Below are 26,305 nucleotides of genomic sequence, written 5' to 3'. Positions count from 1 at the left end.
ATCGTTTCACAAGTCTCAACCGCGTGGTAACCGCGATTGACGGCAAGAGCAAGCGCCGTCCGGCGCTGGTATCGGAAGCCTTAGCTGGCGGCGACGACTTCGTAGCAAACCTTGGCGGTACCGGAGCGGACCATGCCGATGTTCTGGGCGGCCGCCCGCGAGAGGTCGAGAACACGGCCGCGGATGAACGGGCCACGGTCATTGACGCGAACAATAACGCTGCGCCCATTGTTGCGGTTGGTGACTCTAAGCTTGGTGCCGAAGCGGAGCGAACGGTGAGCGGCAGTCAAAATGGCAGGATTCATACGTTCGCCGGAGGCTGTTTTGGAATGCAGTGCGTACCACGAAGCACCACCACATCCGGCTGCAGCAAATCCTTCGGCGGGAAGGATGAAAGAACTAGCTGCAATAGCTACGGCAGTGACTATAGAACGGCTGATATTCTTCAAAACGGATTATCCCTCAACTATTGAACTTGCGCCTTTACGGGCGGCGGGGCTTAAATCCGGCGAAAAGTGGCGAAAAAGTGCCGCTGATTATCACGGAATGTTACAGGCTGTAATATTTGCGAGTCTCGTGGAGTTCGCGTTGAAAAAGTGCAGCAGGCGAAAGAGTGGAAAAAATATAAGAAAATCAGGTAAAATTAGAACAATTTTTTCTGTTGCGCCGCACTGTCACGCTATGCTGCAAAAGTAACAAAAATAATTTTCCGATCATGCCACAATTGATGCCTCATTTGCGCAAATTTAGAGGCCGTTAACCATAATGCGGAGCGAAATTCAGATCGCGAGAACGCCAAAGTAGGAATTTTCTACTCATTTCGAATATGCCGAAATCGCCTGTTCGGATTAACCGCGCCAGCGTCCGCTCTGCCACAACTGCGCGAGCGACATCGGGTAATTCGGGAAGGAAAAGGTGTAACCCGCGGCTTTCAATTTGGCGTTTGAAACACGCTTGTTCTCGCCGTAGAAGGAGCGTGCCATCGGCGTCAGTTCCGCGGTTTCGAAGGGCTGTTCCGGAGGCGGCTCAACACCCATCAGCCCCGCTGCTTCGACAATGACATCCTGCGGCGGGCCGGGCAGGTCATCCGTCACGTTATATATGCCGCCAAGGGACCGGTCTGAGAGGTAGCGCGCCGACGCGCCGATATCCTCAACGCGGATGCGATTGAAAACCTGGTTCTTCTTGATCAGGCGGCGGGCCGTGCCCCTGTCTAGATTGACGAACGCATTCCGTCCAGGGCCGTAGATGCCCGCCAGCCGCAGTACCGCGACCGGAATACCGAGATCCTTGCCGAGCGCCAGCCACGCATCCTCTGCTTCGAGCCTTTCCTTCGATCGCCCGGAAACAGGAACGCAGACGGTCTCTTCGCTAACCCACTCACCTTGGTGGTCGCCGTAAACGCCAACGGTGGAAAGGTAGCCGATCCACTGAAGCGCCGGCATCATCTTGCCGAGCTGGCCGCCTGCGAGATTGATCAACGGGTCTCCGGCTTCCCGCGGAGCGATCGATTGGACGAGGTGTGTGACGCTTTCCATGGCGTCAAGCAAGGCGTCGCTGATTATCTCGCCATCGAAAATGAAGGCTTCGATACCTTGGCTGCGGAGGAGCTCAGCCTTGTCGGCCGATCTGGTTGTGCCGGAAATGCGGGCGCTTGCGGCTGAGAAAGCTTTGGCAATCGCCGTGCCGGAATAACCGCAGCCGAAAATCATCACATGCATCACACCACTCCCGCCAATTGCCATTCCGCAAGTACGCCGGCATCAATCTCATCCGGTCTTTGTGCCGCAAAGACGGCAAATTCGCCAGGCTCCATCAATCGCGAAAGCGCCCATATTGCCATGCCGCGAACAACCGGAGAAGCGTCAGTGGCCAGCCATCTGCATTGATCGACAAGGCTGTGATCACCGGAATTGCCGGCGGCGATCAATACATTGCGGATAAAGCGGGCTCTGCCGATGCGCTTGACCGGCGAGCCGCTGAAAAAGGACCGGAAAGCCGCGTCGTCCAGCGTCAGGAGAAAGGCAATCGACGGCTCTTTCAGGTCGTCGCGCGACTGCAACTTCATTTCGGATGCCGAGACGGCAAACTTGTTCCACGGACAGGCGGCAAGGCAGTCGTCGCAACCATAGATCCGGTTGCCGATCAGCGGCCGGAATTCGAAATCGATCGGACCTTTGTGCTCGATCGTCAGGTACGAGATGCAACGCCGTGCGTCGATCTGATAGGGCGCCGGAAATGCGTTGGTCGGACAGGCATCGAGGCAAGCGCGGCAAGAGCCGCAGTGATCGATCTCAGCGTCGTCCGTATTGAGATCGGCTGTCGTGAACATCGAGCCGAGGAAGAGCCAGGAACCGTGGCTGCGGCTGACCAGATTGGTATGTTTGCCCTGCCAGCCGAGACCTGCTGCCGCGGCGAGCGGCTTTTCCATCACTGGTGCAGTGTCGACAAAGACTTTGACGTCGGCCCCCGCCCGTGCTGCAAAGCGGGTGGCGATCTCCTTTAGCCGTCCCTTGATGACGTCATGATAGTCGCGATTGCGCGCATAGACGGAGATTGCCGCCTTGTCCGGCTTTTCAAGAATATGGCGTGGGTCTTCCCCGGGGCCGTAATTGAGGCCGAAGACGACGATGGATTTCACATCGCTCCACAGCGTGCGGGGATCGCCGCGGCGGTCGCGCGTTTCAGCCATCCATTCCATCGTGCCGTGGCGTCCGGCATCGATGAACTCGCCAAGCCGTTCCTTCGCTTCGGGTATCGAATCGGGCCGCGTGATGCGACAGAGCTCAAAGCCGAGCGTTGCCGCCTCGGCGCGAACAAAGGCGGTCAAATTGTCGCGGCGCTTGCGTTCTTTATCGTCTGCTATCCGTTCGGGCATCGAAAGCCCTCGTCAGAAATCCAGGTCTGCGTAGTGAGAGACCGGTGTCAGTCCACGCACTCGCTCGGTCAGCAGCGGGCGGAAGGACGGTCGTGATTTCATGCGCTGATACCAATCCTTGGCGATCGGCGATTCCGTCCAGTCGATCTCGCCGAGATAGTCGAGGATCGATAGCGAAGCGGCCGCAGCAAGGTCGGCATAGCTCATGCGATCTCCTGCCAGCCACTGCCGCGAACCGGCAAGCCAGGTCAGGTATTTCATATGCTGGCGGATGTTGGCGCGTGCCGTGCGCAGGATTTTCGAATCCGGTGCTCCGCCGCCCTGATCTGCGCTCATCTGCAGCTTATACACGCGCTCGCGCGCCAGGGGCCGAGTTACATCCGTCTCCATCTTCTGCATGAACCACTCACCGAGGCGGCGGATTTCCGCGCGTTGGAAGGGATCTTCGGCGAGAAGACGCCGGTCGCGCTTCAGCACGCCATGCGTTTCATCGAGATATTCCGAAATGACAGTCGCGCCGCAAAGAGCGCGCATGCTGTCGTCCACATAGACCGGCAAGGTACCGGCAGGATTGAGCGCCAGAAAGTCGCGCCGCTTTTCCCAGGTCTGCTCTTCAATGAGATCTGCCTGAAAGCCATACTCGCTCAGAATCAGCCGGACGAAGCGTGAAGCGGATGACATAGGATGATGATAAAGCGTCGGCATCGATACCCGATTTGTTGATTTCTCGCGGCATGCTCTGGTGCACTCATATTCATAGCGCCCTAGTCATGACTCATTCGTTGCAGCTATAGGAGCTTGGCCCCTTCAATACAAGCAAATCGGGCCTGGCCCCGCCTCACAAGGGATAAAACATGGCTGATATCTTTAGTGCACTCGTTCTAGGCCTTATTGAAGGCCTTACTGAATTCATACCGGTTTCCTCGACGGCCCATGTCCTGCTGGCAGGGCATTTCCTGGGCTTTCGGTCGCCGGGCAATACATTTGTCGTTCTCATCCAGCTCGGCGCGATCCTTGCGATTCTTCTCGTCTACTTCAAGCGGCTGTTGAGCCTGGCGCTTGCGTTGCCGCGCAGCGCGCGGGCGCGGCATTTCGTCCTTGCCGTACTCTTTGGTTTTCTGCCTGCAGCCGTTATCGGCGCAATTGCGCACGACTTCATCAAGAACGTGCTCTTCGAAACGCCGATGCTGATCTGCATCGTCCTCATTCTTGGCGGCCTCGTCCTCCTTGCCGTCGACAAGATCCAGTTCAAGCCGAAATATCACGATGTGACAGAGTTTTCCCTGCCGATGGCGCTGAAGATAGGTTTCTTCCAGTGCCTGGCAATGATCCCGGGAACATCCCGGTCGGGCGCCACGATCGTGGGCGCGTTGCTGATGGGTGCCGACAAGCGCTCTGCAGCCGAATTCTCGTTCTTTCTCGCCATGCCGACGATGGTCGGCGCCTTTACTTTGGATTTATACGAGAACCGCAATATGCTGAGCTTCGATGACGGAATGCTCATCGTCATCGGCTTCGTGGCGGCTTTCGTCTCGGCGCTCTTCGTTGTCCGCGCGCTGCTCGATTTCGTCTCGATCCGGGGCTATGCGCCCTTCGCCTGGTGGCGAATCTTCATTGGCGCGGCAGGCCTGATCGGCTTGACGTTGTTCGGCTGATTTTCAGATATTTGACATCGGAAGGCGGCTCCGGAGAGAGCCGGCCTTTGCCTCAGTGGTTGAGGGAGGCTGTGGAGCAGGGATCGATGCCATAAGCCGGCGCGCAGCCGCCCTTCACCGCTGCGACCGAGCCGGGCGCAATGAAGGAACCTGCGAGGATAACCAGTGCCGCACACGCAAAAAGAAGCGCGATTGACTTGCCCATCGAATAAAGCCTTTCAAGTCGATTTAGCGCGCCGCAAATGGCGCTGAGTCCGTTTCAGGACGCGCGGGGTGTTTAGTCAGTGGAATGGCAAATAGCAATAAACGTTGCTGCTAAATGTGGCGTTAATTTCACTAAATTTTTAATGCGTCTTTTATGCAACGCCGTCCCGGCTCGCGGCTATAGGAAGCACGCGAAGCTTGCTTCGGTTGCCTGAAAGAATCGAAAAGAAAAACGCCGTCGGTGAGCAAACACAGCGGCGTTCAACCGGTGGGATAATTTCTCAGGCCGCTTTTCCCGAACCGGTGTACTGACCATGCGGGCGGTAATGCACCAGATACGACGGCAGTACGGAGGTTAGCATTGTCGGCGTGACGCCGAGCGCCTTCAACGTGAGGCCATCCGTTTCGGCCTTCGTTGAAACGACATTGTCGCGCTTCAGCAGGCGAACCTGGTCGGCCGTGATCGGAGGCTTAACGAAGGGAATGAGCGAAGCGACGCTGCCGATCAGCGAAGCGATGCTGAAGGGAATGGAAACCAGCCGATTCTTGCGGGCGGTGATCTTCAACATGACCTGAAGACATTCGCGGAAGGTAAGCACTTCCGGACCGCCGAGTTCATAGATCGTCCCGCTCGCAGCCTTGCCTTCGACGGCGCGTGCCACGGCTTCTGCCACGTCCTCTACGTAGACCGGCTGCAGCTTCGTCTTGCCGCCACCGATGAGGGGAAGGACTGGCGAAAGGCGAGCCATCTCCGCGAATTTGTTGAAAAAACCGTCTTCCGGTCCGAAAACGATCGACGGACGGAAGATTATGGCGTCCTTCTTGGTCGAAAGGATTGCCGCCTCCGCGCGGCCCTTGGTGCGGGCATAGCTGGAATCCGAATTGGCGTCGGCGCCGATTGCCGAAATATGGATGAGCTTGGCACCGGATGCCCGGGCGGCTTCCGCCACGGCGCGCGCACCGAATTCCTGCACCGCATCAAAGGTGTTGCGGCCGGTCTCAAAGAGCACGCCGACACAGTTGATGACGAAGTCGGCACCCTCGACGGCACGATCGACCGAATTGCGGTAGCGCAGGTTCGCTTGGACAAAAGAAATCTGGCCGACATTGCCGAGCGGCTGCAGAAAACCTGCGAGATCGGGGCGGCGCACCGCGACGCGGATGCGATAGCCGCGCCTTGCGAGGGCGCGCACGATATGCCTGCCGAGAAAGCCAGAACCTCCGAACACGGTCACGAGCGGCGGCAGGTTGGCAAGGGTCATGGCAGGCTCCTCGAAAGGCTTGGATGGACGCGTTGATCGGCACTCGTATTAGCCGAAACCCGGCGCGACGGAAAGGTCCATCTTGCCTCAGCTTCGCAGATGCAAAGAGCGCTCAGATGCCTTCTACAACCACCATTTCCGCGTCGGCGGCTTCCTGGCGGATCTTGGCGGCAATTTGGTATTCCGGGGAGTTGTAGCAATCGACCGCGGCCTGCATGGACGGGAATTCGATGACGACGTTTCGGGCTCGCGACTTACCTTCAAGTTCGGTGATTGCACCCCCGCGGGCGAGGAAGTTTGCACCGTGTTTTTCAAAGGCAGGCTTAGCTGCCGCGACGTAATCCTTGTAGCGCTCGGGATCGCGAACATCGACGCGTGCAATCCAGTATCCTTTTGCCATGGTTTTTTCCTCCTGTTGACGCTTGCCCACGTCATCCAAATCGCTGATATGCTTAGTAAGTATCAGCCGCGTCATTCGCCAAGCGTCAGAGCGCGGCTTCCATCTCGGCAAGAATGGCGCGTGCCGCTTCCTTCGGATCGGGCGCCTTGACGATCGGGCGGGCGACGACGAGGTGGCTCGAGCCGGCCTTTAACGCATCGGCGGGCGTCATGACACGCTTCTGATCACCCTTTTCGCTACCTGCAGGGCGGATGCCTGGGGTGACGATCGCCATTCCAGGTCCGACGATTTTCCGAACGGCTGCGGATTCTTCCGCGGAGCAGACGACGCCGCCCATCCCGGCGAGCAGTGCCTGTTCGGCGCGGCGCAGCACCAGTGTATGCGGGTCGTATTCGTAACCTGCGGCGATCAGATCCTGTTCGTCCATCGAGGTAAGGACGGTCACGCCGAGCAGGCAGAGATCGGAACCCTTTGCGGCTTCGACGGCAGCCTTCATCGCCTTGGGATAGGCATGCAGCGTCAGCATGGACATACCCATCTTCACGATATTCTCGACGCCGGAAGCGACCGTGTTGTCGATATCGAGCAGCTTCATGTCGAGGAAGATCTTCTTGCCGCTCTGTGCGAGATCGCGTGCGAATTCCAGACCTCCGGCGAAGACGAGCTGATAGCCGATCTTGAAGAAGAGAATGTCGTCGCCGAGCGTCGAGACGATCTGTTCGGCCTCGCCAAGTGTCGGAACATCCAGCCCGACGATCAGCCGCTCGCGTGCATTCATCTCACATCCATCCGTCCCAGTTTTCCATGGGCGTCCAGTCGCATGATAAGCGCCGGTCTGCAAGGCTGAAACAATAGAGATTACCGCCGCCGGGCGGCTGATCGCGATCGCGCGCGATGGCGCGGCGCTCAAGATTGCATTTCAGCAGCGTGCCCACCCCGCCATGCCCGACAAAGGCGATCGGCTCGTTCGGATCGTGATCGGCGAGAACAGCTTCGAAGGCCGAAACGACGCGCTGCTGCGCATCGGCGGCACGCTCCCAGCCTCTGAAACTATCTTGCGGATGCGCGAAGAACCAGTCGGCAGCTTTCTCGAATTCCGGTGGCGGCAGGAACCCTGTTGCGGACCGGTCGTTCTCATACATGCCATGTCTGATTTCGATGGCCACGCCTGCCGTCGCAGCCAGTATTTCCGCGGTCTCGATGGCTTTCGTCTCGTCGCTGGAAATAATACGGCGCAGTTGCCTCGCCCAGCTGCTTTCAGCCGCCTTGCGCGCGCGAGCCTCGCCGATCTCGGATAAACCCCATTTGGGCACCGCGACGTTCGGATCGATTTTCACTTGCGGGTGGGTGATGTACAGCCCGTACATATCAGCTGCGTCGGTAGATCCAGAGCTGGGCCGGCGGGATATTGCGGACGATGAAATCGAAATGCTGGATGTGGTAGCGCTCCGGCCGTGCGATGATCGGCGAGACCGGACCATAGGAAATCTGCACGACCGGCCTGCCTGCCGGAATACGGTCGAGCAGACTTTCGAGAAGCGCAATTCGCGCCTGCATCGGGAAGTTGAGCAACGGCACAGCCGAAACGACGGAATCGAACGTCTGATCCTTGAGGTGACCGAGCGTCTTGTCGATGTCGAAGGCGTCGCCATTGATGAAGCGGACACGGGGGTAGAGGCGGACGAGATGCTCGTAAAAATCCGTCGAATATTCGATGGCGACGAGATTTTCCGGCTTCACGCCGCGCCCGAGGATCGCCTTGGTGATCGCGCCCGTGCCGGGACCGAGTTCAAGAACCGGGAGGCCGGAATTCAGGTTGATGACGCTTGCCATCTTGCGGGCGGTGATGGAGGAGGTGGGAACGATGGAGCCGACGGTTTTCGGCCCCTGCATCATGCCCTTGAAGAAACGGATTTCTTCATCGAACTTCTTGCCGAGCCGTTCTTTCAGCCGCAACGCCATGCCGTCCTCCACGAATAATGTACCGCTAGGTATCTATTTGCCATCCTCTGGCGCAAAAACAAGACCAAACGTCGCAATCGGCAAACTTTACCGCGGCAAATGCGACGTGCGTTTACACGCGCATCGGCATCAGAACGTAAAGTGCATCATCGCCGGCGGTATCGCGAATGAGCGTCGGCGAGCCTGCATCGGCAAGCAGAAAAATCGCCTGATCGCCGGAAAGCTGCGCCGTGATGTCGAGCAGATATTTGGCATTGAAACCGATTTCCATGGAATCCGTGTCGTAACCGACGGCGACTTCTTCCGTCGCGCTGCCGGAATCCGGATTGTTGACGGTGAGCAGAAGCTGGCCATCTGAAAGTGCGAGCTTTACGGCGCGACCGCGCTCGGAAGAAATCGTCGAAACGCGGTCGACAGCTTGGGCGAATGTTGTGCAATCGACGCGCATTTCCTTGTCGTTGCCGGTGGGGATCACACGCTGGTAATCCGGAAAGGTGCCATCGATGAGCTTGGAGGTCATGACGATCGAGTCGATGGCGAGGCGGATTTTGGCATCTGAGACTTCGACGGTGACCATCGCATCGGGATTGTCGACGAGCTTCTGCAGTTCACCGACCGTCTTGCGCGGAATGATGATGCCAGGCATGCCTTCGGAGCCGGAAGGCGCCTTCACGTCGGCACGCGCGAGGCGGTGGCCGTCGGTCGCAACCGCGCGAAGCTTCAAGTCGCCGTCGCTTTCGATCGTGTGGAAGAATATGCCGTTCAGATAGTAGCGCGTTTCTTCGGTCGAGATCGCAAACTGCGTGCGGTCGATCAGCATCTTGAGATCGGCTGCCTTCAGCTTGAAGGAATGCGTGAACGTGCCGGCGGTCAGATCCGGGAAATCGGATTCGGGCAGGCACTGCAGCGAGAATTTCGAGCGGCCGGACTGGACAGCCATCGAGCCGCCATCCGTCGACGTTGCCAAAAGAACTTCCGAACCGTCCGGCAGTTTGCGCACAATGTCGTAAAGGAGATGCGCCGGAACCGTTGTGGCACCGCCCTGCTCGACATTGGCTGGCGTGGCTTCAGTCACTTCGAGATCGAGGTCCGTCGCCTTCATGTCGAGGTTCTGGCCATCGGCGCGCAGCATGATATTGGACAGGATCGGGATCGTGTTGCGACGTTCGACCACGCGGTGAACGTGGTTCAGCGACTTCAAAAGGTTTGACCGCTCAATAGTTATACGCATGGGATGCTACCGCTTTCGACCGTTACTGCCCCAGCGCGCAAAACGCGCCGGAAGATGCTGTCCGGCTCCGGGCCGGAGGAGTGGACAGGCAAAATGGCAGAACTTTGCTGACGAATGCAAGGGGTGCGAGACGCAGCAGCGCTGCAATTGCCGTTTTCCGGGACAATGCTCACAGAAATCCGAACGCTTGCTGCGGGCCAAACGCCCGCGCATAAAGGCAGAGAGCCAAAGGAGCCATCGAAATTGAATAATGAGGAAACAGCGGGCGAGGGCGGCAGGCAGCGCGGCTATCGCCTGCACAATGTCGCCATCCCGGCCCGCCCGCTGGAAGCGGCGCTTTATCTTGTCGCTACGCCGATCGGCAATCTGGGCGATATCACATTGCGGGCACTGGAAACGCTGGCGGGTGCCGATGTGCTCGCCTGCGAGGATACGCGCGTGACCCGCGTTCTGCTTGACAGATACGGCATTCAGAACCGGCCCTTTGCCTATCACGAGCATAATGCCGATGAGGCCGGTCCGCGATTGCTGCAGGCTCTGGAGGCGGGCAGGTCAGTTGCACTTGTCTCCGATGCCGGGACGCCGCTTGTCTCTGACCCCGGTTATCGCCTTGCACAGTCGGCGATCGAAGCAGGATACCGTGTCGTTCCAATTCCGGGAGCATCGGCACCGCTTGCCGCGCTTGTCGGCTCGGGCCTGCCGAACGACGCCTTTTTGTTTGCGGGGTTCCTCCCGGCAAAGGACAAAGCGCGGCGCGAACGGCTGGCGGAATTTGTCGCCGCTCCAGCGACGCTCCTCTTCTTTGAATCGCCGCACCGGATCGGCGCGACACTGGCTGCTGCTGCCGACGTGCTCGGGCGCACCCGCAGGGCGTCCGTTTGCCGCGAACTGACGAAGACATATGAGGAGTTTCGCCGCGGCACGCTCGGCGAGCTTGCCGCGCATTATGCTGAAAACCACAATGTGAAGGGCGAGATAGTGCTCGTTGTCGGCCCCCCGGAAGAGCGGCCGGCGGACGAAGCGGATGTTGGAGCCATCCTTGCCGACCTTGCGACTTCCATGCCGACGGCAAAGGCAGCCGCCGAAGCAGCACGCGTCACCGGATTGCCGCGCAAGGAACTCTACCAGCGCTTGCTTGATATGAAGGCCAAGGAAGGACGATAGCTACGACCATTGGCTGGCGAAAGATACATCGGTGACCGTCGGCATTCGGGCGGAGAATCTGCGGATGGCAGGTACAAACGAATATGCGATGCCAGTGATGGTGGAATATGTCGAAGAACTCGGCTCGCAGCGGCGCATGCATGGTCTTTCGGGCGATCAGCCGCTGACGGCGGTCGTCTCCCGGACGGTGCTGGCATTGGAACTGCGTTTCGTGATCACGCCGCACATTTCTTCGCGCATGGCAAGCACGTCGGTGCCGGTGCTGCAAAGACTGCCCATCATCCGGCAGTCGCAGACGGCGTATCGTACAGGTTTGAAATGGATTGCTAAAATTTTAACGGCCGCTTGAACGCCTCCGTTACGAGTCTCTGCTATTCCGCAATGATTGGGGTAGTAAATTTGGGGGGTCCATGGCCATGAAGCTCATGCTCGCAAGCGCAGTCGCAATGGCCGCGCGTTCGCTGCCGTATGCGGTCGCGCCAACACGCGGCAGGAATTTCGTCGCACACTCCAGCGACCACCTGCCGATGAAATCGACGCCGATCAATCCTGACTGGATTGTCGATGGCAACCCGCAGGCGCGCACGGCCGAACATTCCCGCGGCCATGACGACGCATCGCTCACGGCGATCTGGGATTGCACAGCCGGCGAATTCCGCTGGTTCTTCGGTTGGGACGAGACGGTGATGATCCTCGAAGGCGAGGTGCACGTCACCGCCGAAGACGGAACGGAACGCACGCTGCGCGCCGGTGACGTTGCGTTTTTCGCCGGCGGCACATGGGCAAACTGGCGGGTGGACAACTACGTCCGGAAGGTCGCTTTTCTACGTAAGCCCTTCCCCAGGCCTGTGGCAATCCTCTACCGGCTTCGCAACCTATTGCGCAGCAGCGGCCAGCAGGGCCTCGCGGCCTGAAAATCCTTGATGCCCGCACCTGGAAGTCCTTGATTGGCCGTTGCGTTTGCTTTGCTTGCGACCTACATCTGTCCGGCACTCACTGAGGGACGGAAATGGCCAAGATCAAGAACGTAGCGGTCCAGATGGACCATGTCGCGGGCATCAACATTGCAGGCGATTCTACCTTCGCCATCAGTCTCGAGGCCCAGGCCCGAGGCTACAAGCTTTTCCACTATACGCCTGAGCGGCTGAGCCTCCGCGACGGCAAGCTTTACGCTTCCGTCGAACCGATGCTGTTGCGCGACGTGAAGGGCGATCATTTCGAGCTCGGTGCGCCCGAACGGGTCGATCTTTCGACCATGGATGTCGTGCTGCTCCGCCAGGATCCGCCCTTCGACATGGCCTACATCACCTCCACGCATCTCTTGGAGCGCATTCACCCGAAGACGCTCGTTGTCAATGATCCGGCCTGGGTGCGCAATTCGCCGGAGAAGATCTTCGTCACCGAATTTGCCGATCTCATGCCGAAGACGCTGATCACCAAGGATGTGGCCGAGATACGCCGCTTCCGCGACGAGATGGGCGATATCATCTTGAAGCCGCTTTACGGAAACGGCGGTGCCGGCGTCTTCCACTCGACGAGGGACGACCGCAACCTGTCCTCGCTGCTCGAAATGTTCGGCCAGCTCTTCCGCGAACCCTTTATCGCCCAGCAGTATCTTCCCGATGTCCGCAAGGGCGACAAGCGCATCATTCTTGTTGACGGCGAGCCGGCAGGCGCGATCAACCGGGTTCCGGCCGACCACGACAGCCGCTCCAACATGCATGTCGGCGGCCGCGCGGAAGCGACCGAGCTCACGTCGCGTGAAAAGGAAATCTGCCAACGCATCGGCCCGGCTCTCAGGGAACGCGGCTTCCTGCTCGTCGGCATCGATGTCATCGGCGACTATATGACCGAAATCAACGTCACGTCGCCGACCGGAATTCGCGAGGTCCGCAAGTTCGGCGGCGCTGATATCGCAAGCCTTCTCTGGGATACGATCGAGCGCAAGCGCCCATAAGCGTTCCGGCTTCTGTTCCCTTTCGTTCACGCCCTACAACCCGCTGCAACCTGACTGCAGCTGAGACGTGAACCCGCTCCCTTATTGTTATTGCCGATCTCCCGAAGGAAGCTCGCACTTCGGCCTATGATTGGTCTTGGCCTGAAGGGGCTCGGCGCTATGCCGGCGGATGCGCTTGCCGATTTTATCGTGCTTGGCGAAGTGCTTTTTCAAAGTGTTATCTTGAGTCATGAGGCATGCCGAAGCGGTGCCGCGGGCGTCGCGCGTGCTGTATATCCGATGGGTCTCGAGTATCTGCAACAAACACTCCTGGGTCGGCGTTTAGTAGAAATAAGGTAAACGAAGGCGAACCAATGCCCTACAAGCGGTACGGCTTAGAGGAAAACTCCGACGGCACTTGGCGTGTGATAGACTACCGCGAAGGAAAGGCCGCGGAAACGGACGGAGCGGTTCTCGATCGGTTATCCCACGATACGGCGAGCAACCTTGAATTTATCCTTAATGCACAAGACAAGGGAATGGAAAAGCGGAAGGGGAAGAGGAGGGCTAAGGCCTCGCCGCAGCACCCAAAGGAACACCTCATGGCAACCGCGCGGTATAGCCATCGCAAGAACTTAAACATCTACTGGACGGTAGTCGATGCAGTTACCGGACAGGCGGTCGTGATCGATGGGGTGGTCATGGATATGCTCACCGAAGAGGATGCCGAGGAGTTGGTCGATCGGCTGAACCGTAAGGATGAGGAAGGGAAACCGTTTAGTCGTCCCTGAGCCGCCCCTGAATAGTGCCACGCCGCGGAGAAGTTGCAGTTCTCAGCCCGCGGCTATCACAGCGCACTCAAGGTGGCGCGGAAGCAGTTTCCTATCATATTGCCGGCGAACGGCTGCGGCGGCGGCCCGACGGAGAAAGGGCGCCGAAGCGCCCGATTTTTGCCGAAGGTCAGTTTCCAAGACCCTCGAAGAGGGCAGTCGAAAGATAGCGCTCGGCGAAGGATGGGATGATGACGACGATGTTCTTGCCGTCATTTTCCTCGCGGCTGCCGATCTTGATTGCCGCCGCCAGTGCCGCGCCTGAGGAAATGCCGACCGGAACGCCCTCAAGCCTGGCGACCAGACGCGCCGTTTCCATCGCCTGCGCGCTGTTGATTGTGACGACTTCGTCATAAATCTTCGTATCGAGGATCGCCGGGGCAAAGCCGGCGCCGATGCCCTGGATCTTGTGCGGCCCCGGCTGACCGCCGGAAAGAACCGGAGATTCCTCGGGCTCCACGGCGATTACCCTAATGCCCGGCTTCTTCGACTTCAGAACCTGGCCCGCACCGGTGATCGTGCCGCCGGTACCGATGCCGGAAACGAGGATGTCGACGGCACCCTCCGTATCGTTCCAGATTTCCTCGGCCGTCGTCTTGCGGTGGATTTCCGGGTTTGCCGGATTCTCGAACTGTTGCGGGATGATGGCGTCGGGAAGCGTTGCGGCAAGTTCCTCCGCCTTGGCGATTGCGCCCTTCATCCCCCGCGGCCCCTCGGTCAGTACGAGTTCGGCGCCGAGCAGCGCCAACATCTTGCGGCGCTCGACGGACATGGTTTCCGGCATGGTGAGAATCAGTTTGTAGCCCTTGGCGGCGGCGGCAAAGGCGAGCGCGATGCCGGTATTGCCGGAGGTCGGCTCGATGAGGGTCGTCTTGCCAGGCGTAATTTTGCCTTGCGCTTCGAGGCTTTCGATCATGGCGACGCCGATGCGGTCCTTGACGGAAGCAATCGGATTGAAGAATTCGAGCTTGGCGAGCAGATTGGCCTTCACGCCCTTTTCCTTGGCCAGCTTGTCGAGGCGGACGATCGGCGTATCGCCGATGGTTTCCGTGATCGACGAGTAGATGCGGCCGCGGCCCGGTTTTCTCGACATGGTGCGCTCCCTTACTGATTGTTGCGCGAGAGAATAGGGTCAAAGGGCGAAGCAGGCCAGTGGGGCTTGATCCACGGAAGCGTCGTCCGAGAGAAAAAATCGTTTGGAAACGATGCTTTGCCGAATGATTTTTTCAGGCTGCGCGCGCAGCGATAAAGGCTGCGGTTCCGGCCAGGATGCTCGCCGCAACCCGGTTGAGCGCTTGCAGCGAGCGCGGCTGTTTCAGCATCGTGCGGGCGCGCGACGCAAGCAGCATGTAAGGGATCAAAACCAAAAGCAGCACAACGAAGGTTGCGACCAGAAGCATGCCGTATTCTCGAAGGCCGATCTGGTTGATGTCGATGAGCGTCGGCACGAGGGCGACGTAGAAGAGCATCGTCTTCGGGTTGCCGAGCGTCACCAGAAGGCCGGACAGGAAGGATATGCCGATGCTGCTCGATCTGCGCGCGACAATATCCTGCGGCAAAAGACCTGCCGTCCAGAGCTTGTAGGCAATGTAGCAGAGGTAAAGCACGCCGGCGAATTTGATGAACAGGAATATTCCGGTAAAGGTCTGCGCCACGAATGCAAGGCCGAGGATCACCGCCGTCAGGTACGTGATGTCGCCGAGAACAAGGCCGAGACCCATGAAGAAGGTCTCGCGAAAATTCGAGCCGAGCGCGCGGGCGACGATCGCGGTGATTCCGGGTCCGGGAATGATCGCAGCGATAAAAAGGGCGCCGCTATAGGCAAGCAGGGCTGCAACGGTCATCTTGCTCTCCTCAGGAGCTTCTCTTACTGAAGCTACAGTCCGCTTTCAAGATGAAGTCACACGCTCGAATCAGATAGAAGTGCGCCGAAAGGGAAGAAAGCCGATGACAACCGGACTGCTGCTGATCGATGTTCAGAATGCCATCTTGAAAGGCCTTGGAAGCACCGCGCGCCAGCCTTTGATCGACAAGACGCTAGACGAAACGGTAGCGCGTCTTGCAGAGGTTCTCCAAAAGGCCCGCGCGGTCAATGCACCGGTCGTCATCGTCCAGCACGACGGACACGCATCCCACCGCCTTGCGGAAGGCAGCCAAGGCTGGCAGTTGCGCGACGAGATTGCGCCTCAAGATCGCGAGATCGTCGTGCACAAGCGCAGCTGCGACTCGTTTTTCGAAACCGATCTCCAAGCGCGCCTCAAGGAGAACGGCATCACCAGGCTGGTGGTCGGCGGCTGCATGACCCAGTTCTGCGTCGATACCACCGCGCGGCGCGCTGTTTCGCTCGGCTACGATGTGACGCTGATGTCCGACGGACATATGACGGCCGACATGGGCGAACTCCGCTTCGAACAGATCATTGCCCACCACAATGCCGTGCTCGACGAGTTTGATGCCGGCAGCCACGAAATCCGGCTTGCAGCGGCCGCGGCGATCAATTTCGGATAGGCCGCAGCCAACGCCCAGGCGTCCAACCGAGATTCATTCCCGCTGCCGCAATGAGGATGATTGCCGCACCGAGGATCTGCAATGGCTGCAGTGCGCGGCCAAAAGCAAGGCCGTCCACTGCGATCGCAACGATCGGGTAAATGAAGGAAAGTGCGCCGGTGAGATGTGTCGGCAGCTTCTGGATTGCGCCGTAGAGCAGTACATACATCAGGCCGGTATGGACGACGCCCATCGCCACCAGGATGCACCACGATCCGGCTGTTACAGGCAGGTCCGAAAAGTCGGTCACGGGCGCCAGCATGAGAATGCCGGTCGAAACCTGAATGAGCGCGATCAGGTGCGGCGGCGTGCCCTTCAGCCACTTTGCAGCAAGAGCCGCCAGCGCATAGAAGAAGGCCGCTCCAAGGGCCAGCACAATACCCAGCCCGTAGCTGCCTGAAATGCCGCCCGCCTCAGGTTTGGCTTCGACAATCGCCACCATGCCGGTAAAGGCGAGCGCCAGCCAAAAGAGTTTCGCCAAAGTGATCTTCTCGCGGAGGAATGCGGCGCCAAGCGCCAGCAGCATGAAGGGTTGGGTATTGTAGACGGTGGTCGCGATCGAGATCGATGCGTGCGAATAGGAGGCGAAAAGCAGCAGCCAGTTCGCCACGATGGCGATCCCGCCGAGCACGGCGATGCCAAAGGTTCTCGGCGAGAGGAGGCCGGGTTTCAGGAATCCGAGAGCGCCGCAAATGACAAGAAGGCTCGCAGCACCAAACAGGCAACGCCAGAAAACAACTCCGCTCACAGGCTGGCCGGACATGACGACGAACCAGCCGATCGTCCCCGAAATCACCATTGCGGCTGTCATCTCAACTGTGCCTTTACCTATATCGTTCTGCATCGCGATCTCCTTTTTGTGTCTTGGAGATTATTGTGTTTGGATACCAATCTCTATAATCTGCAATGCGTGATAATCGAATTTATCCTAATAATGAAAGGTAAACTCGCGTTGGCGGCTAACGAAGCATCTCGCCTGGACAGCATCGACCAGCGGCTCCTCGATGCGCTGGCGCAGAACGCGCGTATTTCGCTAAAGGAGCTGGCGCAAGTGGCCAACCTCTCCTCGCCAAGCGCGGCGGAACGGCTGCGCAGGCTGGAGGAGCGCGGCATCGTCACGGCTTTCACGATCGATATCGATCCGTCTGCGCTTGGCTATCCGCTACAGGCAATTGTCCGCGTCCGGCCGCTACCGGGACAGTTACACCTCGTCGAGCGCATCATCCAGGAGACGCCGGAATTCATCGAATGCGACAAGGTGACCGGCGACGATTGCTTCATCGCCCGTCTCGTCGTCCGCTCGATGGGAGAACTCGACGGTATTCTGGACAAGGTGGCTGAAAAGGCTGAGACCAACACCTCGATGATCAAGGCTTCCCCCGTCAAACGCCGCCTGCCGCCGCTTTCGAGCCGCTGAATGGATGCCTTGCGAACCGTTCTGTCTAGAAGTCCCCCATCGGCGAGAGCATCGCGGGCGACGCAGGCGCGAGATCGGTCGTACCGCGGACCATGAAGGCCGTACCGCTGTCAAAGGCGAGAGCCTCTCCTCGCCAGTCAAGCTTATCCGGCGAAAAGAAGACGTCGACGTGTTCAGGCCCTTCGCCGAGTCTGCCAAGGATGACGGCAAGCGGCGGAATTTCCGTAGCGACGACGTCGAGCAGGCTGAAGCGGCCAGCCCCTCCGGCTTTCCACGCGATGGCGGCTTTCTCTGCATCGAGCCAGCTCAAACGAATCTCGGGATCGAGTTGGGTATTTACGAGAAACATTGCCGCATTGCCCGAAACAGCCAGCACATCCGAAACCGGTGCCCGCGTCTTCAGCGCCTCCTGCAGCAAAGCGAGATCGGCCTTATTCCATGGATCGAGCTGTCGGGCAGGTCTTGTCGCGGAATGTGGTTTCGGTGCTGCCCCGCAGTAACGGTGCATCGGCAGGCTGCGGAAGCCGTAGGGTTCGTAGAGCAAAGGCTTGTCGGTATAGAGCACGATAGCCTCGAACTGCCGACTCTCGCACCATTCAAGCGCCTTACAGGTCACGTCGCGGTAAAGCCCGCGTTTGCGCCATGGCGGGCGAACCGCGCCGGATTGAAAGGCGGCCGCGTTGATCTGACGGCCGTTGACGACGAGTGGCATGGCAAAGGCGGATAGATTGGCGGCAAGCGTGCCGTCGGCGGCAAACCAGCCGAAAGGCATGCTTGTCGGATCCGGGCCACCGAGCACTTGAAGCGGCCCGATATCGATGCCGAATGTATCGTCGAGGAGAGAGACAAGCGCTGCCCATGCTGCCGGATCGTCGAAATAGTCCTGACGAAAGGTCAGCCCGGCACTTTCGAACGACTTGCTCACACGCCGGTCGAGCCGAAGCCGCCGGCGCCGCGTGCCGTGCTCGTGCTTTCTGTGATCTCTGCAACGCGCACCTGAGTGACCGGCGCGATCACCATCTGCGCGATGCGCATGCCGCGCGTGATTCCGAACGGCTCATCGCCGAGATTGACGAGCAGCACCTTCACTTCGCCGCGGTAGTCGCTGTCGATCGTGCCGGGAGTGTTGAGGCAGGTGATGCCGTGCTTGAAAGCGAGGCCGGAACGGGGCCGAACTTGCGCTTCGTAGCCATCGGGAATTTCGAAGATGAAGCCGGTCGGCACCAGCGCGCGCTTGCCGGGCGCGAGCGTCATCGGCTCGTTCTCGGCAACGGCTGCCCGAAGGTCCATGCCCGCAGCACCGCTCGTCTCATAGGAGGGCAGGTCGAGACCTTCGCCATTGGGCAAACGGACAAGGTTGAGCTGCGGACGGATGTCATTGTGAATGGTCATGCGACATTACTTTGCGCCGGGACGCCCAAGGTCAATTGCAATGGCGGGCTTTAATCGCTAGATACGCCGCAATTCCACAGGATTCACATCATGGCCGAAAGTCTCGCCGAGGCGGTTTCTCGCCGCCGCACATTCGCTATTATCGCGCACCCGGACGCGGGCAAAACCACGCTCACCGAAAAGCTGCTTCTGTTCGGCGGCGCAATTCAGCTCGCCGGCGAAGTCAAGGCGAAGAAGGATCGCATTCAGACCCGGTCGGACTGGATGAAGATCGAGCGCGAGCGCGGCATCTCTGTGGTGACCTCCGTCATGACCTTCGAATATGACGACAACGTCTTCAACATTCTCGACACGCCCGGCCACGAAGACTTCGCGGACGACACCTATCGCACGCTGACAGCTGTCGACGCTGCCGTCATGGTGATCGACGCCGCCAAAGGCATCGAGCCGCGTACGCTGAAGCTCTTTGAAGTCTGCCGCATGCGCGATATCCCGATCATCACCTTCATCAACAAGATGGACCGCGAAAGCCGCGATCCGTTCGAAATCCTGGATGAGGTGGAGGAAAAACTGGCGCTCGACACCGCGCCGATCACCTGGCCAATCGGCCGCTCCAAAACTTTCTGTGGCTCATATCACCTGGCCACAAACACTGTGCGCGGTTCAGATACCGAAGTGGAAGCAACACCGGTCAACGGACCTCAGAGCGTCGCTGATCGGTTGCCGGAAAACGAGCGGGTTGCCTTTATCGACGAGACGGAACTGGCGATGGAGGCTTGCCGGCCCTTCGACCGCAAGGCTTTCCTCGAGGGTCACATGACGCCGGTCTTCTTCGGCTCGGCGCTCCGCAATTACGGTGTCCGCGATCTCATAAACGCGCTCGGTGAATTCGCCCCGCCGCCGCGCGACCAGATAGCCGATACCCGCAAGGTGCATGCAAGCGAAGACAAGATGACGGCCTTCGTCTTCAAGATCCAGGCCAATATGGACCCCAACCACCGCGACCGCATCGCCTTCGCCCGCATCTGCTCCGGCAAGCTGGAACGCGGCATGAAGGCACGCCTCGCGCGCACGGGCAAGCAACTGGGTCTCACAGCGCCGCAGTTTTTCTTTGCCTCGCAAAGACAGCTCGCCGATACCGCCTATGCGGGCGACGTCGTCGGTATTCCGAACCACGGCACGCTGCGCATCGGCGATACGCTGACGGAAGGCGAAGCGCTGGTGTTCCAGGGCGTGCCTAACTTCTCGCCGGAAATTCTCCGTCGCGTCCGTCTTGAAGACGCGATGAAGGCGAAGAAGCTGAAGGAGGCCCTGCAGCAGATGGCCGAAGAAGGGGTCGTGCAGCTCTTTTCCCCGGAAGACGGTTCGCCGGCGATCGTCGGCGTCGTCGGGGCTCTGCAGCTCGATGTGTTGAAGGAGCGCCTGCAGGCGGAGTACGGCCTGCCGGTCTCTTTCGAAATGTCGCGCTTCTCAGTCTGCCGCTGGATATCGTCCGATCAGCCGGCGGACCTCGAAAAGTTCCTGACGGTCAAACGCGGCGATATCGCCCGCGATCTCGACGGCGACCCAGTGTTCTTGGCGCAGGACAGCTTCTCGCTGCGCTACGAGGCGGAGCGCTATCCGGCAATCAAAATGGTCCCAATCAAGGAGTATCACGTCGCCAAGGCGGCGTGATTTCCACTTACGCGGCGGCAATGATCTCGATTTCGACCAGCCACTCCTCCTGCAGCGTTTCGACGACGATGGCTGTTGTGGGCACCCGACGCGCTCCGAGCGCCGCCACCCGCGCAATCTGGTTTGCCTCGGCAAAGGATGCATCGCGCAGGTAGCTGGTCAGCCGCACGATGTTGTCTGCGGTCATTTGTGTCTCTGCCAGAATTCGCCTGAGGTTCGACCAGATCAGTTGGAGTTGTGAGTCTAGATCGACGCCGGCTGCGCCAGCCTCATCAAGGCCCATCGTTCCGCTAACGAAAACAAGACGGTCAGGATGGCGCACCTCCATGGCATGCACGTAATCAGACGTGGCTGTGTAGATGCCGTCGTGAGGATTGCGAACGATCATTTCCATTTCTGCTCCTCTGGAATTTCATATGGCTTTTCAGCTATTTTGCCGAATAAAGTTCGGCTGGAAAGTGCAGGAGTAGGAACCGATGGAAAATACAGAAGGCATTCGGCAAAAGCGGCGGCACAGGGCCTCCCTCGATCCGTTCGACCGAAAGATATTAGCCGCTCTCGCCGCCGATGCGGGTCAGAGCTATGCCGTACTGGGAGACAGGGTAGGGCTTTCTCCGCCGTCGGTGCACGAACGGGTCAAGCGGCTGAAGCGGTCCGGTGTCATCCGGGATGTGGTCGCCCGGCTTGATGGCACAGCAGTCGGCAAGCCGCTGTTGGCCTTCGTGCATGTGGAGGCGGCGGGTTGGGGCAAGAGCGAACGGCTGATGCAGATCAGCCGGTTTCCGGAGGTGGAAGAGATGCACTCGGTCGCCGGGGATGCCAGCATGATCCTCAAGGTGCGGTTGGAAAATCCGCAGGCGCTCGAGTTTCTCCTCGGCCAGATTCATTCCGTGCCGGGCGTCAGCGGCACGCGCAGCTATGTCGCGCTTTCCACGTATCTCGAGCGGCCGGTACAGGCGCAAGTCACGGCCGAGTGGCCCTCTGTGCCGTTGCCGTCGGAATAGTCAGTCGAATTTCACGGCAGCCGTGTTGGCGCCGCAGACCAAGACGCAGACGCGTTCATTCCGTTCCGGAACATATTTACCGGAAAGCAGGGCTGCGAATGCCGCTGCACCTCCGGGCTCGGCAACGACCCTCGCCCCTTCCCATAGGGCGTTCTGAGCAGCACGGATTTCATCGTCCGTTACCAGCACCGGCGGCTGCACGAACTGCTGCGCGAGAGGAAACATCAGTTCACCAACCCGTTTCGGGGCAAGCGAATCTGCCGCAATGCCACCTGCCGGAGCATCCATTGGTTTACCCGCCCTGAAGGCCTCGTAGAGGGTCGGCGCTCCATCGGATTCCACGGCCACGATCTTCACCCGGCCGCGAAACCAGGCAGCGATGCCGCCGACCAATCCGCCGCCGCCGACCGCGACCAGCAACGTGGTGATGTCCGGCATGTCCTCCTCGATCTCCTTGCCGAGTGTTCCCTGACCGAGCAGCGTCTCCACCTGGTCATAGGCATGTATGGCAAGCGCGCCGCTTGCCCGCTCATGGGTCTGGCTCGCCGCGAGCGCATCGGCATAACGCTCTCCGCCGATGACCAGATTGGCACCGTAGGCGTGGATTTTCTCAGCCTTGGCAGGCGAGGTGACGCTCGGCACGAAGATGGTAGCCGGCACGCCAAGCCGCGATGCGGCATAGGCAACGGCCGCGCCGTGGTTGCCGCCGGAGGCTGCCACGATGCCGGCTTTAGGCACCTCCCGCGTAAGGAGGTGGGAAAAGGCGCCGCGTGCCTTGAAGGAGCCGGAATGCTGCAGGCATTCGAGCTTGAGATCGACCTTGATGGCCGCTCCGCCGAAATCCTGCATGTCGACGCACATTACGGGTGTGCGACGGATATGTGGGCGGATCAGTCCTTCGATTTCGGCAATGCGTTCGGCAGAAAGGGCGATCGGCATGCAGGCTCTCCATGGATTGACAATATTTCGTTACTTGGCAAAATGACGAAATGCAAGATGTAGATATTCTGAAAGCCTTCGCCAATGAACGACGCCTCGTCATCCTTGAATGGTTGAAAGAGCCGCGGAAGCATTTTTCGCCTCAGGTGGATGGCGACCTAGAGGACGACGGTGTCTGCGCCGTGCTCATCGCCGAAAAGCTGGGAATAACTCCGGCAACGCTTAGCGAACATATGCGTATATTGGTGCAGGCGGAGCTGCTACACGCAAAACGTATAAAGCAATGGATCTTTTATCGGCGCAATGACGACCGCATCGCGGCGCTGAAGCAGGGGCTTTTTGCACACATATGATCGGAGGGGTCACGGCTGCCCCAGCCGCTCGCTTATGAAATCCACCACGGCGCGCACTGATGGCAGTTGGCCGCGCCGGTGCGGCAGGAGCACCGTTGTCGTGATGTTGCCCGCCGTCCATTCTGGCAGGATACGGATCAATCGCCCTTGCTCTATGGCCTCTCGGCAGACGGAAGTCGGAAGAATGGTGATTCCCATTCCCGCCGCCGCGGCCCTCAGAAGGACGAAAGGTTCGTCAGCCGCCATCACCGGCGGTGGCTTGACCAGCGTTTCGTCCCCTGCGGCGGAGAAAAGCCGCCATGCCGTCTCGGTGAGGCTGGGCATGACGGCAGCATGTGCCACGAGATCCTCCGGCCTTTGTGGAGCCCCGTGCCTGTCGACATAGGATGGCGCGGCGACGAGAAGAAATTCATGCTCTGCCAATTTACGCTGCACGAGGCTTGAATCGGCAAGCGGCAGCTGATGGCTGCGCAATGCAATATCGAAGCCCTCTTGTACGATATCGACGAAGCGATCGGTGACATGCAGAAAGACCTTAAGCTTCGGATATCGGACCGCCAGGTCCGGCAGATGCTCGGCCAGCATGAACTGCGAAGCCGGCACCGAGGCCGTGATGCGCACGGTGCCGTTCGGCTCGCCGAGGCGTGACCGGACAATGCTTTCCGCCATCTCCGCTTCGATGACTGACGCCTGCGCGTGCTCGAAGAAATCGCGTCCCAGATCCGTGAGTGAAAAGCTGCGCGAGGTGCGTTGGATCAGTCGCGCGCCCAGCTTCGCCTCCAGTTCCGCAACCCGCTTGCTCACCGTGGATTTGGGAACGCCGAGGCGCCGTCCAGCGGCCGTGAAGCTGCCGCCTTCGACTGCGTGAACGAAAAGGTTGAGATCGTTGAGATTAAAGGAGTTCAACTCAATCTTCCATACTTGTAGACTTTGATGTGCATTTTGAGCAGCTGTTCGTCGATCGTCCACAAAACGATATTCTGATCGTGAATTCAGTTCAATCTCGAAAGGAACGAGGAATGTCTCCGATTTTGTTTTACGGCGTGCCGGAAGGCTGCTCTTTTGCCTCCATCGTCGCACTCGAATGGTCAGGCGAGCCCTATCGTTTGTGCCGGATCGAGATGCCGGAAGTCGTCTCGAGCGAAGGCTATGGGCGGATCAACGCGATCGGCGAAACACCTTCGCTCATGCTTGGCGATGGCCGGATCATCAGCGAGAGCATGGCAATCCTCAACCACATCGCTTCCGGCCACATCCGCAACGGTCTCGGCTTTGCACAGGGCAGCGCCGAGTTTGATAGGCTGAACCAGATGCTCGCCTATCTCAACACCAGCTTTTTCAACGCATTCAGCTCGCTCTGGTACACGATCGAGCATGAGCTGGAGCCGGATGCCAGGAAGGCGCTGACCGCTTATGGCGTTGCCAAGGTCGAGAAGGTCCATACGGAACTCGAGCAACTTCTTGGCGGGCGCAAGTGGCTGCTTGGCAAAGGACCGAGCCTTGCCGACGCATATTTCGCCGGCATCGCACGCTGGAACGACTTCCATAATGTCGTGGATCGCAAGCAATTCCCGGCACTCAACAGCCTCTATGAAAGGCTGCAGGAAAATTCAGCAGTGCGCTTTGCCCTGGCGATCGAACACGAAGAACCGGCTGAAAGCACAGGTGGCTTTCGTGGCCATGTCACGCTAGAGGAAGCGCTCGGCTATCTGAAAAACGCAGCCTGATGCCTTGCAAAATTATCCGCGCGGGTCACTCCCCGCGCGGATATCGCTGGTTCTCTTCCAGAACGTTAAGGTCCATGTGGTTGCGCATATAGCGTTCCGAGGCCTTTTGCAGCGGCTGGTAGTCCCAGGGATAATAGGCGCCATTGCGCAGCGCTGCATAAACGACCCAGCGGCGTGCCTGACTTTCCCGCACGGATTGGTCGTAGTGTGCGAGGTCCCAGCGCCTATTTGCCTGTTGGGTCAATGCCGTGAGCGTCGCGGTATGGGCCGGGTCCGTAGCAAGGTTCTTGAGCTCGTGCGGATCGGCATCGAGGTCAAAGAGCATCGGCGGGTCTTTTTCGCAGAGCGACAGCTTGTAGCGCCTGTCGCGCAGGCAGACGAGCGGCGCGATCGAGCCTTCCGCAGCATATTCCATCGGCACCGGGCCGCGACTGCCGGTGCCCGTGGCGAGGGGGGCCAGATCCTCGCCGTCGGTCCATTTCTTGAGCGAACTTATGTCGAGACCGGCAAGTCCCGCCAGCGTTGGCGTCACGTCCAGCGTTGAAACCGGCTGATCGATTCGCGCTGCCTTCCAGCCGGGTGCGGCAATCATCAGCGGTACCCGCGCCGAACCGTCGAAGAAGCACATCTTGAACCACAGCCCGCGTTCGCCGAGCATGTCACCGTGGTCGGAGACAAACAGGATGATGGTGTTATCCGCCATCCGTCCGCGCTCGAGCACGTCGAGAATCTCACCGATTTTCTCGTCCACATAAGAGATACTCGCGAAGTAGCCCCTGCGCGCCCGGCGGATGTGTTCGGGCGTAATGTCGAAAGCCTTGTAGTCGCAGGCCTTGAGCAGGCGCTGCGAATGCGGATCGAGCTCATCGAACGGGATTGGTCCGATCTCGGGGTCGAGCGCCGGGCAGTCTTCGTAGAGATCAAAAAATTTCCGCCGTGCCACGTAAGGGTCATGCGGGTGCGTGAAGCTGACGGTCAGACACCATGGACGCTCGTCCTGCCGGCGCGAAAGATCGTAGAGTTTGCGGGTCGCGTGGTAGGCGACCTCGTCGTCATATTCCATCTGGTTGGTGATTTCGGCGACGCCGGCGCCGGTGACCGAACCGAGGTTGTGATACCACCAGTCGATGCGCTCTCCGGGTTTCGTATAGTCGGGCGTCCAGCCGAAATCGGCGGGATAGATATCGGTCGTCAGCCGCTCCTCGAAGCCGTGAAGTTGATCTGGCCCGACGAAATGCATCTTGCCGGAAAGCGCTGTCTGATATCCGGCGGCCCGCAGATGGTGCGCGTAAGTCGGGATATCGGAGGCAAATTCGGCGGCATTGTCATAGACGCGTGTCCGGCTGGGGAGTTGGCCCGACATGAAGGAGGCTCGCGCCGGAGCGCAGAGCGGGCTTGCCGTATAGGTGTTGGCGAAACGCACGGAACGCTCCGCCAATGCCTTCAGATGCGGCGCGTGAAGAAATTCGGCCGGTCCGTCCGGAAACAGCGTTCCGTTGAACTGGTCGACCATGAGAATGAGGATATTCGGGCGCGCCATGTGGTGTTTATCCTTGGAAATTAGAGACCGAGCGAGCTTTTCACGGCATCAGCAGCAGGCTTCCCCGTAAGCGTGGTGACGCCAAGGAGCCACGGATCGATGGTCTTTGGATTTGCCTTCAGCCATGCAGCTGGAGCGGCACCAGCAAGGAGAGAGAAGAGGAGGCTGGCAGCGAACCGGTTCATGGGCG

General features: G+C 59.3%; 34 protein-coding genes. 13 read left to right on the top strand and 21 right to left on the bottom strand.

Going from position 1 to position 26,305, the window contains the following annotated elements; genetic code table 11:
• Positions 1-80: 80 nt before the first annotated feature.
• Positions 81-449: a septal ring lytic transglycosylase RlpA family protein gene (locus BLP23_RS05940; protein WP_092583922.1), complete on the bottom strand. Its 369-nt coding sequence runs from the start codon at positions 447-449 to the stop codon at positions 81-83.
• On the opposite strand from BLP23_RS05940, the gene BLP23_RS33600 reads away from it, so the two are divergent.
• Positions 391-696 carry a hypothetical protein gene (locus tag BLP23_RS33600; RefSeq protein WP_167363806.1) on the top strand — a complete coding sequence of 102 codons (306 nt, stop codon included), beginning with the start codon at positions 391-393 and terminating at the stop codon, positions 694-696. The two genes, BLP23_RS05940 and BLP23_RS33600, sit on opposite strands and share 59 nt — an antisense overlap.
• A 152-nt stretch (positions 697-848) precedes the next feature.
• Here the strand turns inward: BLP23_RS33600 and BLP23_RS05935 are convergent, their stop codons facing one another.
• The 3 genes from BLP23_RS05935 to BLP23_RS05925 are packed head-to-tail and all read right to left on the bottom strand — an operon-like array spanning position 849 to position 3,583.
• Positions 849-1,721 (bottom strand): SDR family oxidoreductase, encoded by an 873-nt coding sequence (locus BLP23_RS05935; RefSeq protein ID WP_092583921.1) that lies wholly within the window; start codon positions 1,719-1,721, stop codon positions 849-851.
• Positions 1,721-2,878: a tRNA epoxyqueuosine(34) reductase QueG gene (gene queG / locus BLP23_RS05930; protein WP_092583920.1), complete on the bottom strand. Its 1,158-nt coding sequence runs from the start codon at positions 2,876-2,878 to the stop codon at positions 1,721-1,723. The genes BLP23_RS05935 and queG overlap by 1 nt, the downstream gene beginning before the upstream one ends.
• A gap of 12 nt (positions 2,879-2,890) precedes the next feature.
• Positions 2,891-3,583 carry a glutathione S-transferase family protein gene (locus BLP23_RS05925; RefSeq protein WP_022713395.1) on the bottom strand — a complete coding sequence of 231 codons (693 nt, stop codon included), beginning with the start codon at positions 3,581-3,583 and terminating at the stop codon, positions 2,891-2,893.
• Positions 3,584-3,732: 149 nt separating this feature from the next.
• On the opposite strand from BLP23_RS05925, the gene BLP23_RS05920 reads away from it, so the two are divergent.
• Positions 3,733-4,533, top strand: coding sequence for an undecaprenyl-diphosphate phosphatase (locus BLP23_RS05920; RefSeq protein WP_092583919.1), 801 nt, complete (start codon positions 3,733-3,735; stop codon positions 4,531-4,533).
• A gap of 52 nt (positions 4,534-4,585) precedes the next feature.
• Here BLP23_RS05920 and BLP23_RS33595 read toward each other — a convergent pair whose 3' ends face one another.
• From BLP23_RS33595 to dnaN, 7 genes are all read right to left on the bottom strand, one after another.
• Positions 4,586-4,738, bottom strand: a complete 153-nt coding sequence (locus tag BLP23_RS33595; RefSeq protein ID WP_027510599.1) for a hypothetical protein — start codon at positions 4,736-4,738, stop codon at positions 4,586-4,588.
• Positions 4,739-5,018: 280 nt separating this feature from the next.
• The gene (locus tag BLP23_RS05910) at positions 5,019-5,999 is read right to left on the bottom strand and encodes a complex I NDUFA9 subunit family protein (RefSeq protein ID WP_092583918.1); all 981 of its coding nucleotides are present in this window, start codon (positions 5,997-5,999) and stop codon (positions 5,019-5,021) included.
• Between the two features lie 112 nt (positions 6,000-6,111).
• Positions 6,112-6,399, bottom strand: a complete 288-nt coding sequence (locus BLP23_RS05905) for a DUF1330 domain-containing protein (RefSeq protein WP_092584295.1) — start codon at positions 6,397-6,399, stop codon at positions 6,112-6,114.
• Between the two features lie 85 nt (positions 6,400-6,484).
• Complete coding sequence (gene pyrF / locus BLP23_RS05900) at positions 6,485-7,177, bottom strand: orotidine-5'-phosphate decarboxylase (RefSeq protein ID WP_092583917.1); 693 nt, start codon at positions 7,175-7,177, stop codon at positions 6,485-6,487.
• A gap of 1 nt (position 7,178) precedes the next feature.
• Positions 7,179-7,766, bottom strand: coding sequence for a histidine phosphatase family protein (locus BLP23_RS05895; protein ID WP_092583916.1), 588 nt, complete (start codon positions 7,764-7,766; stop codon positions 7,179-7,181).
• A 1-nt stretch (position 7,767) separates the two neighbouring features.
• The gene (pmtA, locus tag BLP23_RS05890) at positions 7,768-8,361 is read right to left on the bottom strand and encodes a phospholipid N-methyltransferase PmtA (protein WP_092583915.1); all 594 of its coding nucleotides are present in this window, start codon (positions 8,359-8,361) and stop codon (positions 7,768-7,770) included.
• Between the two features lie 112 nt (positions 8,362-8,473).
• On the bottom strand, positions 8,474-9,592 hold the full coding sequence (dnaN, locus tag BLP23_RS05885) for a DNA polymerase III subunit beta (RefSeq protein WP_092583914.1): 1,119 nt from the start codon (positions 9,590-9,592) through the stop codon (positions 8,474-8,476).
• 243 nt (positions 9,593-9,835) lie between these two features.
• Here dnaN and rsmI point away from each other — a divergent pair, with 243 nt between their 5' ends.
• The 5 genes from rsmI to BLP23_RS35060 all read left to right on the top strand — a co-directional run bounded on the left by rsmI (position 9,836) and on the right by BLP23_RS35060 (position 13,483).
• Positions 9,836-10,756 carry a 16S rRNA (cytidine(1402)-2'-O)-methyltransferase gene (gene rsmI / locus BLP23_RS05880; RefSeq protein ID WP_233426631.1) on the top strand — a complete coding sequence of 307 codons (921 nt, stop codon included), beginning with the start codon at positions 9,836-9,838 and terminating at the stop codon, positions 10,754-10,756.
• 31 nt (positions 10,757-10,787) lie between these two features.
• The gene (locus tag BLP23_RS05875) at positions 10,788-11,105 is read left to right on the top strand and encodes a hypothetical protein (RefSeq protein WP_139187033.1); all 318 of its coding nucleotides are present in this window, start codon (positions 10,788-10,790) and stop codon (positions 11,103-11,105) included.
• A 61-nt stretch (positions 11,106-11,166) separates the two neighbouring features.
• Positions 11,167-11,670, top strand: coding sequence for a cupin domain-containing protein (locus BLP23_RS05870; protein ID WP_039843655.1), 504 nt, complete (start codon positions 11,167-11,169; stop codon positions 11,668-11,670).
• 95 nt (positions 11,671-11,765) lie between these two features.
• On the top strand, positions 11,766-12,713 hold the full coding sequence (gshB, locus tag BLP23_RS05865) for a glutathione synthase (protein ID WP_092583912.1): 948 nt from the start codon (positions 11,766-11,768) through the stop codon (positions 12,711-12,713).
• Between the two features lie 353 nt (positions 12,714-13,066).
• Positions 13,067-13,483, top strand: a complete 417-nt coding sequence (locus BLP23_RS35060) for a hypothetical protein (RefSeq protein WP_324613720.1) — start codon at positions 13,067-13,069, stop codon at positions 13,481-13,483.
• A 169-nt stretch (positions 13,484-13,652) separates the two neighbouring features.
• Here the strand turns inward: BLP23_RS35060 and cysK are convergent, their stop codons facing one another.
• Both cysK and BLP23_RS05845 read right to left on the bottom strand, forming a co-directional pair.
• Entirely contained in the window at positions 13,653-14,615 is a 963-nt protein-coding gene (gene cysK, locus BLP23_RS05850) for a cysteine synthase A (protein WP_092583910.1), read from the bottom strand.
• Between the two features lie 133 nt (positions 14,616-14,748).
• Complete coding sequence (locus BLP23_RS05845; protein ID WP_092583909.1) at positions 14,749-15,366, bottom strand: LysE family translocator; 618 nt, start codon at positions 15,364-15,366, stop codon at positions 14,749-14,751.
• A gap of 103 nt (positions 15,367-15,469) precedes the next feature.
• On the opposite strand from BLP23_RS05845, the gene BLP23_RS05840 reads away from it, so the two are divergent.
• On the top strand, positions 15,470-16,030 hold the full coding sequence (locus tag BLP23_RS05840; RefSeq protein ID WP_092583908.1) for a cysteine hydrolase family protein: 561 nt from the start codon (positions 15,470-15,472) through the stop codon (positions 16,028-16,030).
• Here the strand turns inward: BLP23_RS05840 and BLP23_RS05835 are convergent.
• Positions 16,017-16,913 carry a DMT family transporter gene (locus tag BLP23_RS05835; protein WP_092583907.1) on the bottom strand — a complete coding sequence of 299 codons (897 nt, stop codon included), beginning with the start codon at positions 16,911-16,913 and terminating at the stop codon, positions 16,017-16,019. The two genes, BLP23_RS05840 and BLP23_RS05835, sit on opposite strands and share 14 nt — an antisense overlap.
• Before the next feature lie 108 nt (positions 16,914-17,021).
• Between BLP23_RS05835 and BLP23_RS05830 the strand changes: the two genes are divergently transcribed.
• Positions 17,022-17,486: an Lrp/AsnC family transcriptional regulator gene (locus BLP23_RS05830; RefSeq protein WP_407691767.1), complete on the top strand. Its 465-nt coding sequence runs from the start codon at positions 17,022-17,024 to the stop codon at positions 17,484-17,486.
• 25 nt (positions 17,487-17,511) lie between these two features.
• Here the strand turns inward: BLP23_RS05830 and BLP23_RS05825 are convergent, their stop codons facing one another.
• Together BLP23_RS05825 and dut are read right to left on the bottom strand one after the other, a co-directional pair.
• Positions 17,512-18,411 carry a GNAT family N-acetyltransferase gene (locus tag BLP23_RS05825; protein WP_092583906.1) on the bottom strand — a complete coding sequence of 300 codons (900 nt, stop codon included), beginning with the start codon at positions 18,409-18,411 and terminating at the stop codon, positions 17,512-17,514.
• Entirely contained in the window at positions 18,408-18,878 is a 471-nt protein-coding gene (gene dut, locus BLP23_RS05820) for a dUTP diphosphatase (protein ID WP_092583905.1), read from the bottom strand. Before dut ends, BLP23_RS05825 begins: the two co-directional genes overlap by 4 nt.
• 90 nt (positions 18,879-18,968) lie before the next feature.
• On the opposite strand from dut, the gene BLP23_RS05815 reads away from it, so the two are divergent.
• Positions 18,969-20,552 carry a peptide chain release factor 3 gene (locus BLP23_RS05815; protein WP_092583904.1) on the top strand — a complete coding sequence of 528 codons (1,584 nt, stop codon included), beginning with the start codon at positions 18,969-18,971 and terminating at the stop codon, positions 20,550-20,552.
• A 7-nt stretch (positions 20,553-20,559) separates the two neighbouring features.
• Here the strand turns inward: BLP23_RS05815 and BLP23_RS05810 are convergent, their stop codons facing one another.
• Positions 20,560-20,946, bottom strand: coding sequence for a RidA family protein (locus tag BLP23_RS05810; RefSeq protein ID WP_092583903.1), 387 nt, complete (start codon positions 20,944-20,946; stop codon positions 20,560-20,562).
• Positions 20,947-21,028: 82 nt separating this feature from the next.
• Here BLP23_RS05810 and BLP23_RS05805 point away from each other — a divergent pair, with 82 nt between their 5' ends.
• Entirely contained in the window at positions 21,029-21,556 is a 528-nt protein-coding gene (locus tag BLP23_RS05805; RefSeq protein WP_092583902.1) for an Lrp/AsnC family transcriptional regulator, read from the top strand.
• On the opposite strand, the gene BLP23_RS05800 is transcribed toward BLP23_RS05805, so the two are convergent.
• Positions 21,557-22,495 (bottom strand): threonine/serine dehydratase, encoded by a 939-nt coding sequence (locus tag BLP23_RS05800; protein ID WP_092583901.1) that lies wholly within the window; start codon positions 22,493-22,495, stop codon positions 21,557-21,559.
• Between the two features lie 50 nt (positions 22,496-22,545).
• On the opposite strand from BLP23_RS05800, the gene BLP23_RS05795 reads away from it, so the two are divergent.
• Entirely contained in the window at positions 22,546-22,848 is a 303-nt protein-coding gene (locus BLP23_RS05795; RefSeq protein ID WP_092583900.1) for an ArsR/SmtB family transcription factor, read from the top strand.
• Between the two features lie 9 nt (positions 22,849-22,857).
• Here BLP23_RS05795 and BLP23_RS05790 read toward each other — a convergent pair whose 3' ends face one another.
• A complete protein-coding gene (locus BLP23_RS05790) occupies positions 22,858-23,754 on the bottom strand; it encodes a LysR substrate-binding domain-containing protein (protein ID WP_092583899.1) in 897 nt (298 codons plus the stop codon).
• Positions 23,755-23,867: 113 nt separating this feature from the next.
• On the opposite strand from BLP23_RS05790, the gene BLP23_RS05785 reads away from it, so the two are divergent.
• Complete coding sequence (locus BLP23_RS05785; RefSeq protein WP_092583898.1) at positions 23,868-24,575, top strand: glutathione S-transferase family protein; 708 nt, start codon at positions 23,868-23,870, stop codon at positions 24,573-24,575.
• Between the two features lie 25 nt (positions 24,576-24,600).
• On the opposite strand, the gene betC is transcribed toward BLP23_RS05785, so the two are convergent.
• Positions 24,601-26,115, bottom strand: a complete 1,515-nt coding sequence (gene betC, locus BLP23_RS05780) for a choline-sulfatase (protein ID WP_092583897.1) — start codon at positions 26,113-26,115, stop codon at positions 24,601-24,603.
• A gap of 20 nt (positions 26,116-26,135) precedes the next feature.
• Positions 26,136-26,300 (bottom strand): hypothetical protein, encoded by a 165-nt coding sequence (locus BLP23_RS33000; RefSeq protein WP_407691766.1) that lies wholly within the window; start codon positions 26,298-26,300, stop codon positions 26,136-26,138.
• Between the last annotated feature and the right edge of the window lie 5 nt (positions 26,301-26,305).

The sequence above is a fragment of the Rhizobium mongolense subsp. loessense genome (genome assembly GCF_900099775.1).
Lineage (GTDB): Bacteria > Pseudomonadota > Alphaproteobacteria > Rhizobiales > Rhizobiaceae > Rhizobium > Rhizobium loessense.
The sequence above is the reverse complement of the archived record's forward strand: the minus strand, read 5'-3'. Positions and strand labels throughout refer to the sequence as shown.

Coding starts and splice junctions, on each gene's coding strand:
- BLP23_RS33600 (WP_167363806.1), top strand. CDS start 391: ATGAAAGAACTAGCTGCAATAGCTACGGCAGTGACTATAGAACGGCTG.
- BLP23_RS05935 (WP_092583921.1), bottom strand. CDS start 1,721: ATGCATGTGATGATTTTCGGCTGCGGTTATTCCGGCACGGCGATTGCC.
- queG (WP_092583920.1), bottom strand. CDS start 2,878: ATGCCCGAACGGATAGCAGACGATAAAGAACGCAAGCGCCGCGACAAT.
- BLP23_RS05925 (WP_022713395.1), bottom strand. CDS start 3,583: ATGCCGACGCTTTATCATCATCCTATGTCATCCGCTTCACGCTTCGTC.
- BLP23_RS05920 (WP_092583919.1), top strand. CDS start 3,733: ATGGCTGATATCTTTAGTGCACTCGTTCTAGGCCTTATTGAAGGCCTT.
- BLP23_RS33595 (WP_027510599.1), bottom strand. CDS start 4,738: ATGGGCAAGTCAATCGCGCTTCTTTTTGCGTGTGCGGCACTGGTTATC.
- BLP23_RS05910 (WP_092583918.1), bottom strand. CDS start 5,999: ATGACCCTTGCCAACCTGCCGCCGCTCGTGACCGTGTTCGGAGGTTCT.
- BLP23_RS05905 (WP_092584295.1), bottom strand. CDS start 6,399: ATGGCAAAAGGATACTGGATTGCACGCGTCGATGTTCGCGATCCCGAG.
- pyrF (WP_092583917.1), bottom strand. CDS start 7,177: ATGAATGCACGCGAGCGGCTGATCGTCGGGCTGGATGTTCCGACACTT.
- BLP23_RS05895 (WP_092583916.1), bottom strand. CDS start 7,766: ATGTACGGGCTGTACATCACCCACCCGCAAGTGAAAATCGATCCGAAC.
- pmtA (WP_092583915.1), bottom strand. CDS start 8,361: ATGGCGTTGCGGCTGAAAGAACGGCTCGGCAAGAAGTTCGATGAAGAA.
- dnaN (WP_092583914.1), bottom strand. CDS start 9,592: ATGCGTATAACTATTGAGCGGTCAAACCTTTTGAAGTCGCTGAACCAC.
- BLP23_RS05870 (WP_039843655.1), top strand. CDS start 11,167: ATGGCCATGAAGCTCATGCTCGCAAGCGCAGTCGCAATGGCCGCGCGT.
- gshB (WP_092583912.1), top strand. CDS start 11,766: ATGGCCAAGATCAAGAACGTAGCGGTCCAGATGGACCATGTCGCGGGC.
- BLP23_RS35060 (WP_324613720.1), top strand. CDS start 13,067: ATGCCCTACAAGCGGTACGGCTTAGAGGAAAACTCCGACGGCACTTGG.
- cysK (WP_092583910.1), bottom strand. CDS start 14,615: ATGTCGAGAAAACCGGGCCGCGGCCGCATCTACTCGTCGATCACGGAA.
- BLP23_RS05845 (WP_092583909.1), bottom strand. CDS start 15,366: ATGACCGTTGCAGCCCTGCTTGCCTATAGCGGCGCCCTTTTTATCGCT.
- BLP23_RS05840 (WP_092583908.1), top strand. CDS start 15,470: ATGACAACCGGACTGCTGCTGATCGATGTTCAGAATGCCATCTTGAAA.
- BLP23_RS05835 (WP_092583907.1), bottom strand. CDS start 16,913: ATGCAGAACGATATAGGTAAAGGCACAGTTGAGATGACAGCCGCAATG.
- dut (WP_092583905.1), bottom strand. CDS start 18,878: ATGACCATTCACAATGACATCCGTCCGCAGCTCAACCTTGTCCGTTTG.
- BLP23_RS05815 (WP_092583904.1), top strand. CDS start 18,969: ATGGCCGAAAGTCTCGCCGAGGCGGTTTCTCGCCGCCGCACATTCGCT.
- BLP23_RS05810 (WP_092583903.1), bottom strand. CDS start 20,946: ATGGAAATGATCGTTCGCAATCCTCACGACGGCATCTACACAGCCACG.
- BLP23_RS05805 (WP_092583902.1), top strand. CDS start 21,029: ATGGAAAATACAGAAGGCATTCGGCAAAAGCGGCGGCACAGGGCCTCC.
- BLP23_RS05800 (WP_092583901.1), bottom strand. CDS start 22,495: ATGCCGATCGCCCTTTCTGCCGAACGCATTGCCGAAATCGAAGGACTG.
- BLP23_RS05795 (WP_092583900.1), top strand. CDS start 22,546: ATGCAAGATGTAGATATTCTGAAAGCCTTCGCCAATGAACGACGCCTC.
- BLP23_RS05785 (WP_092583898.1), top strand. CDS start 23,868: ATGTCTCCGATTTTGTTTTACGGCGTGCCGGAAGGCTGCTCTTTTGCC.
- betC (WP_092583897.1), bottom strand. CDS start 26,115: ATGGCGCGCCCGAATATCCTCATTCTCATGGTCGACCAGTTCAACGGA.
- BLP23_RS33000 (WP_407691766.1), bottom strand. CDS start 26,300: ATGAACCGGTTCGCTGCCAGCCTCCTCTTCTCTCTCCTTGCTGGTGCC.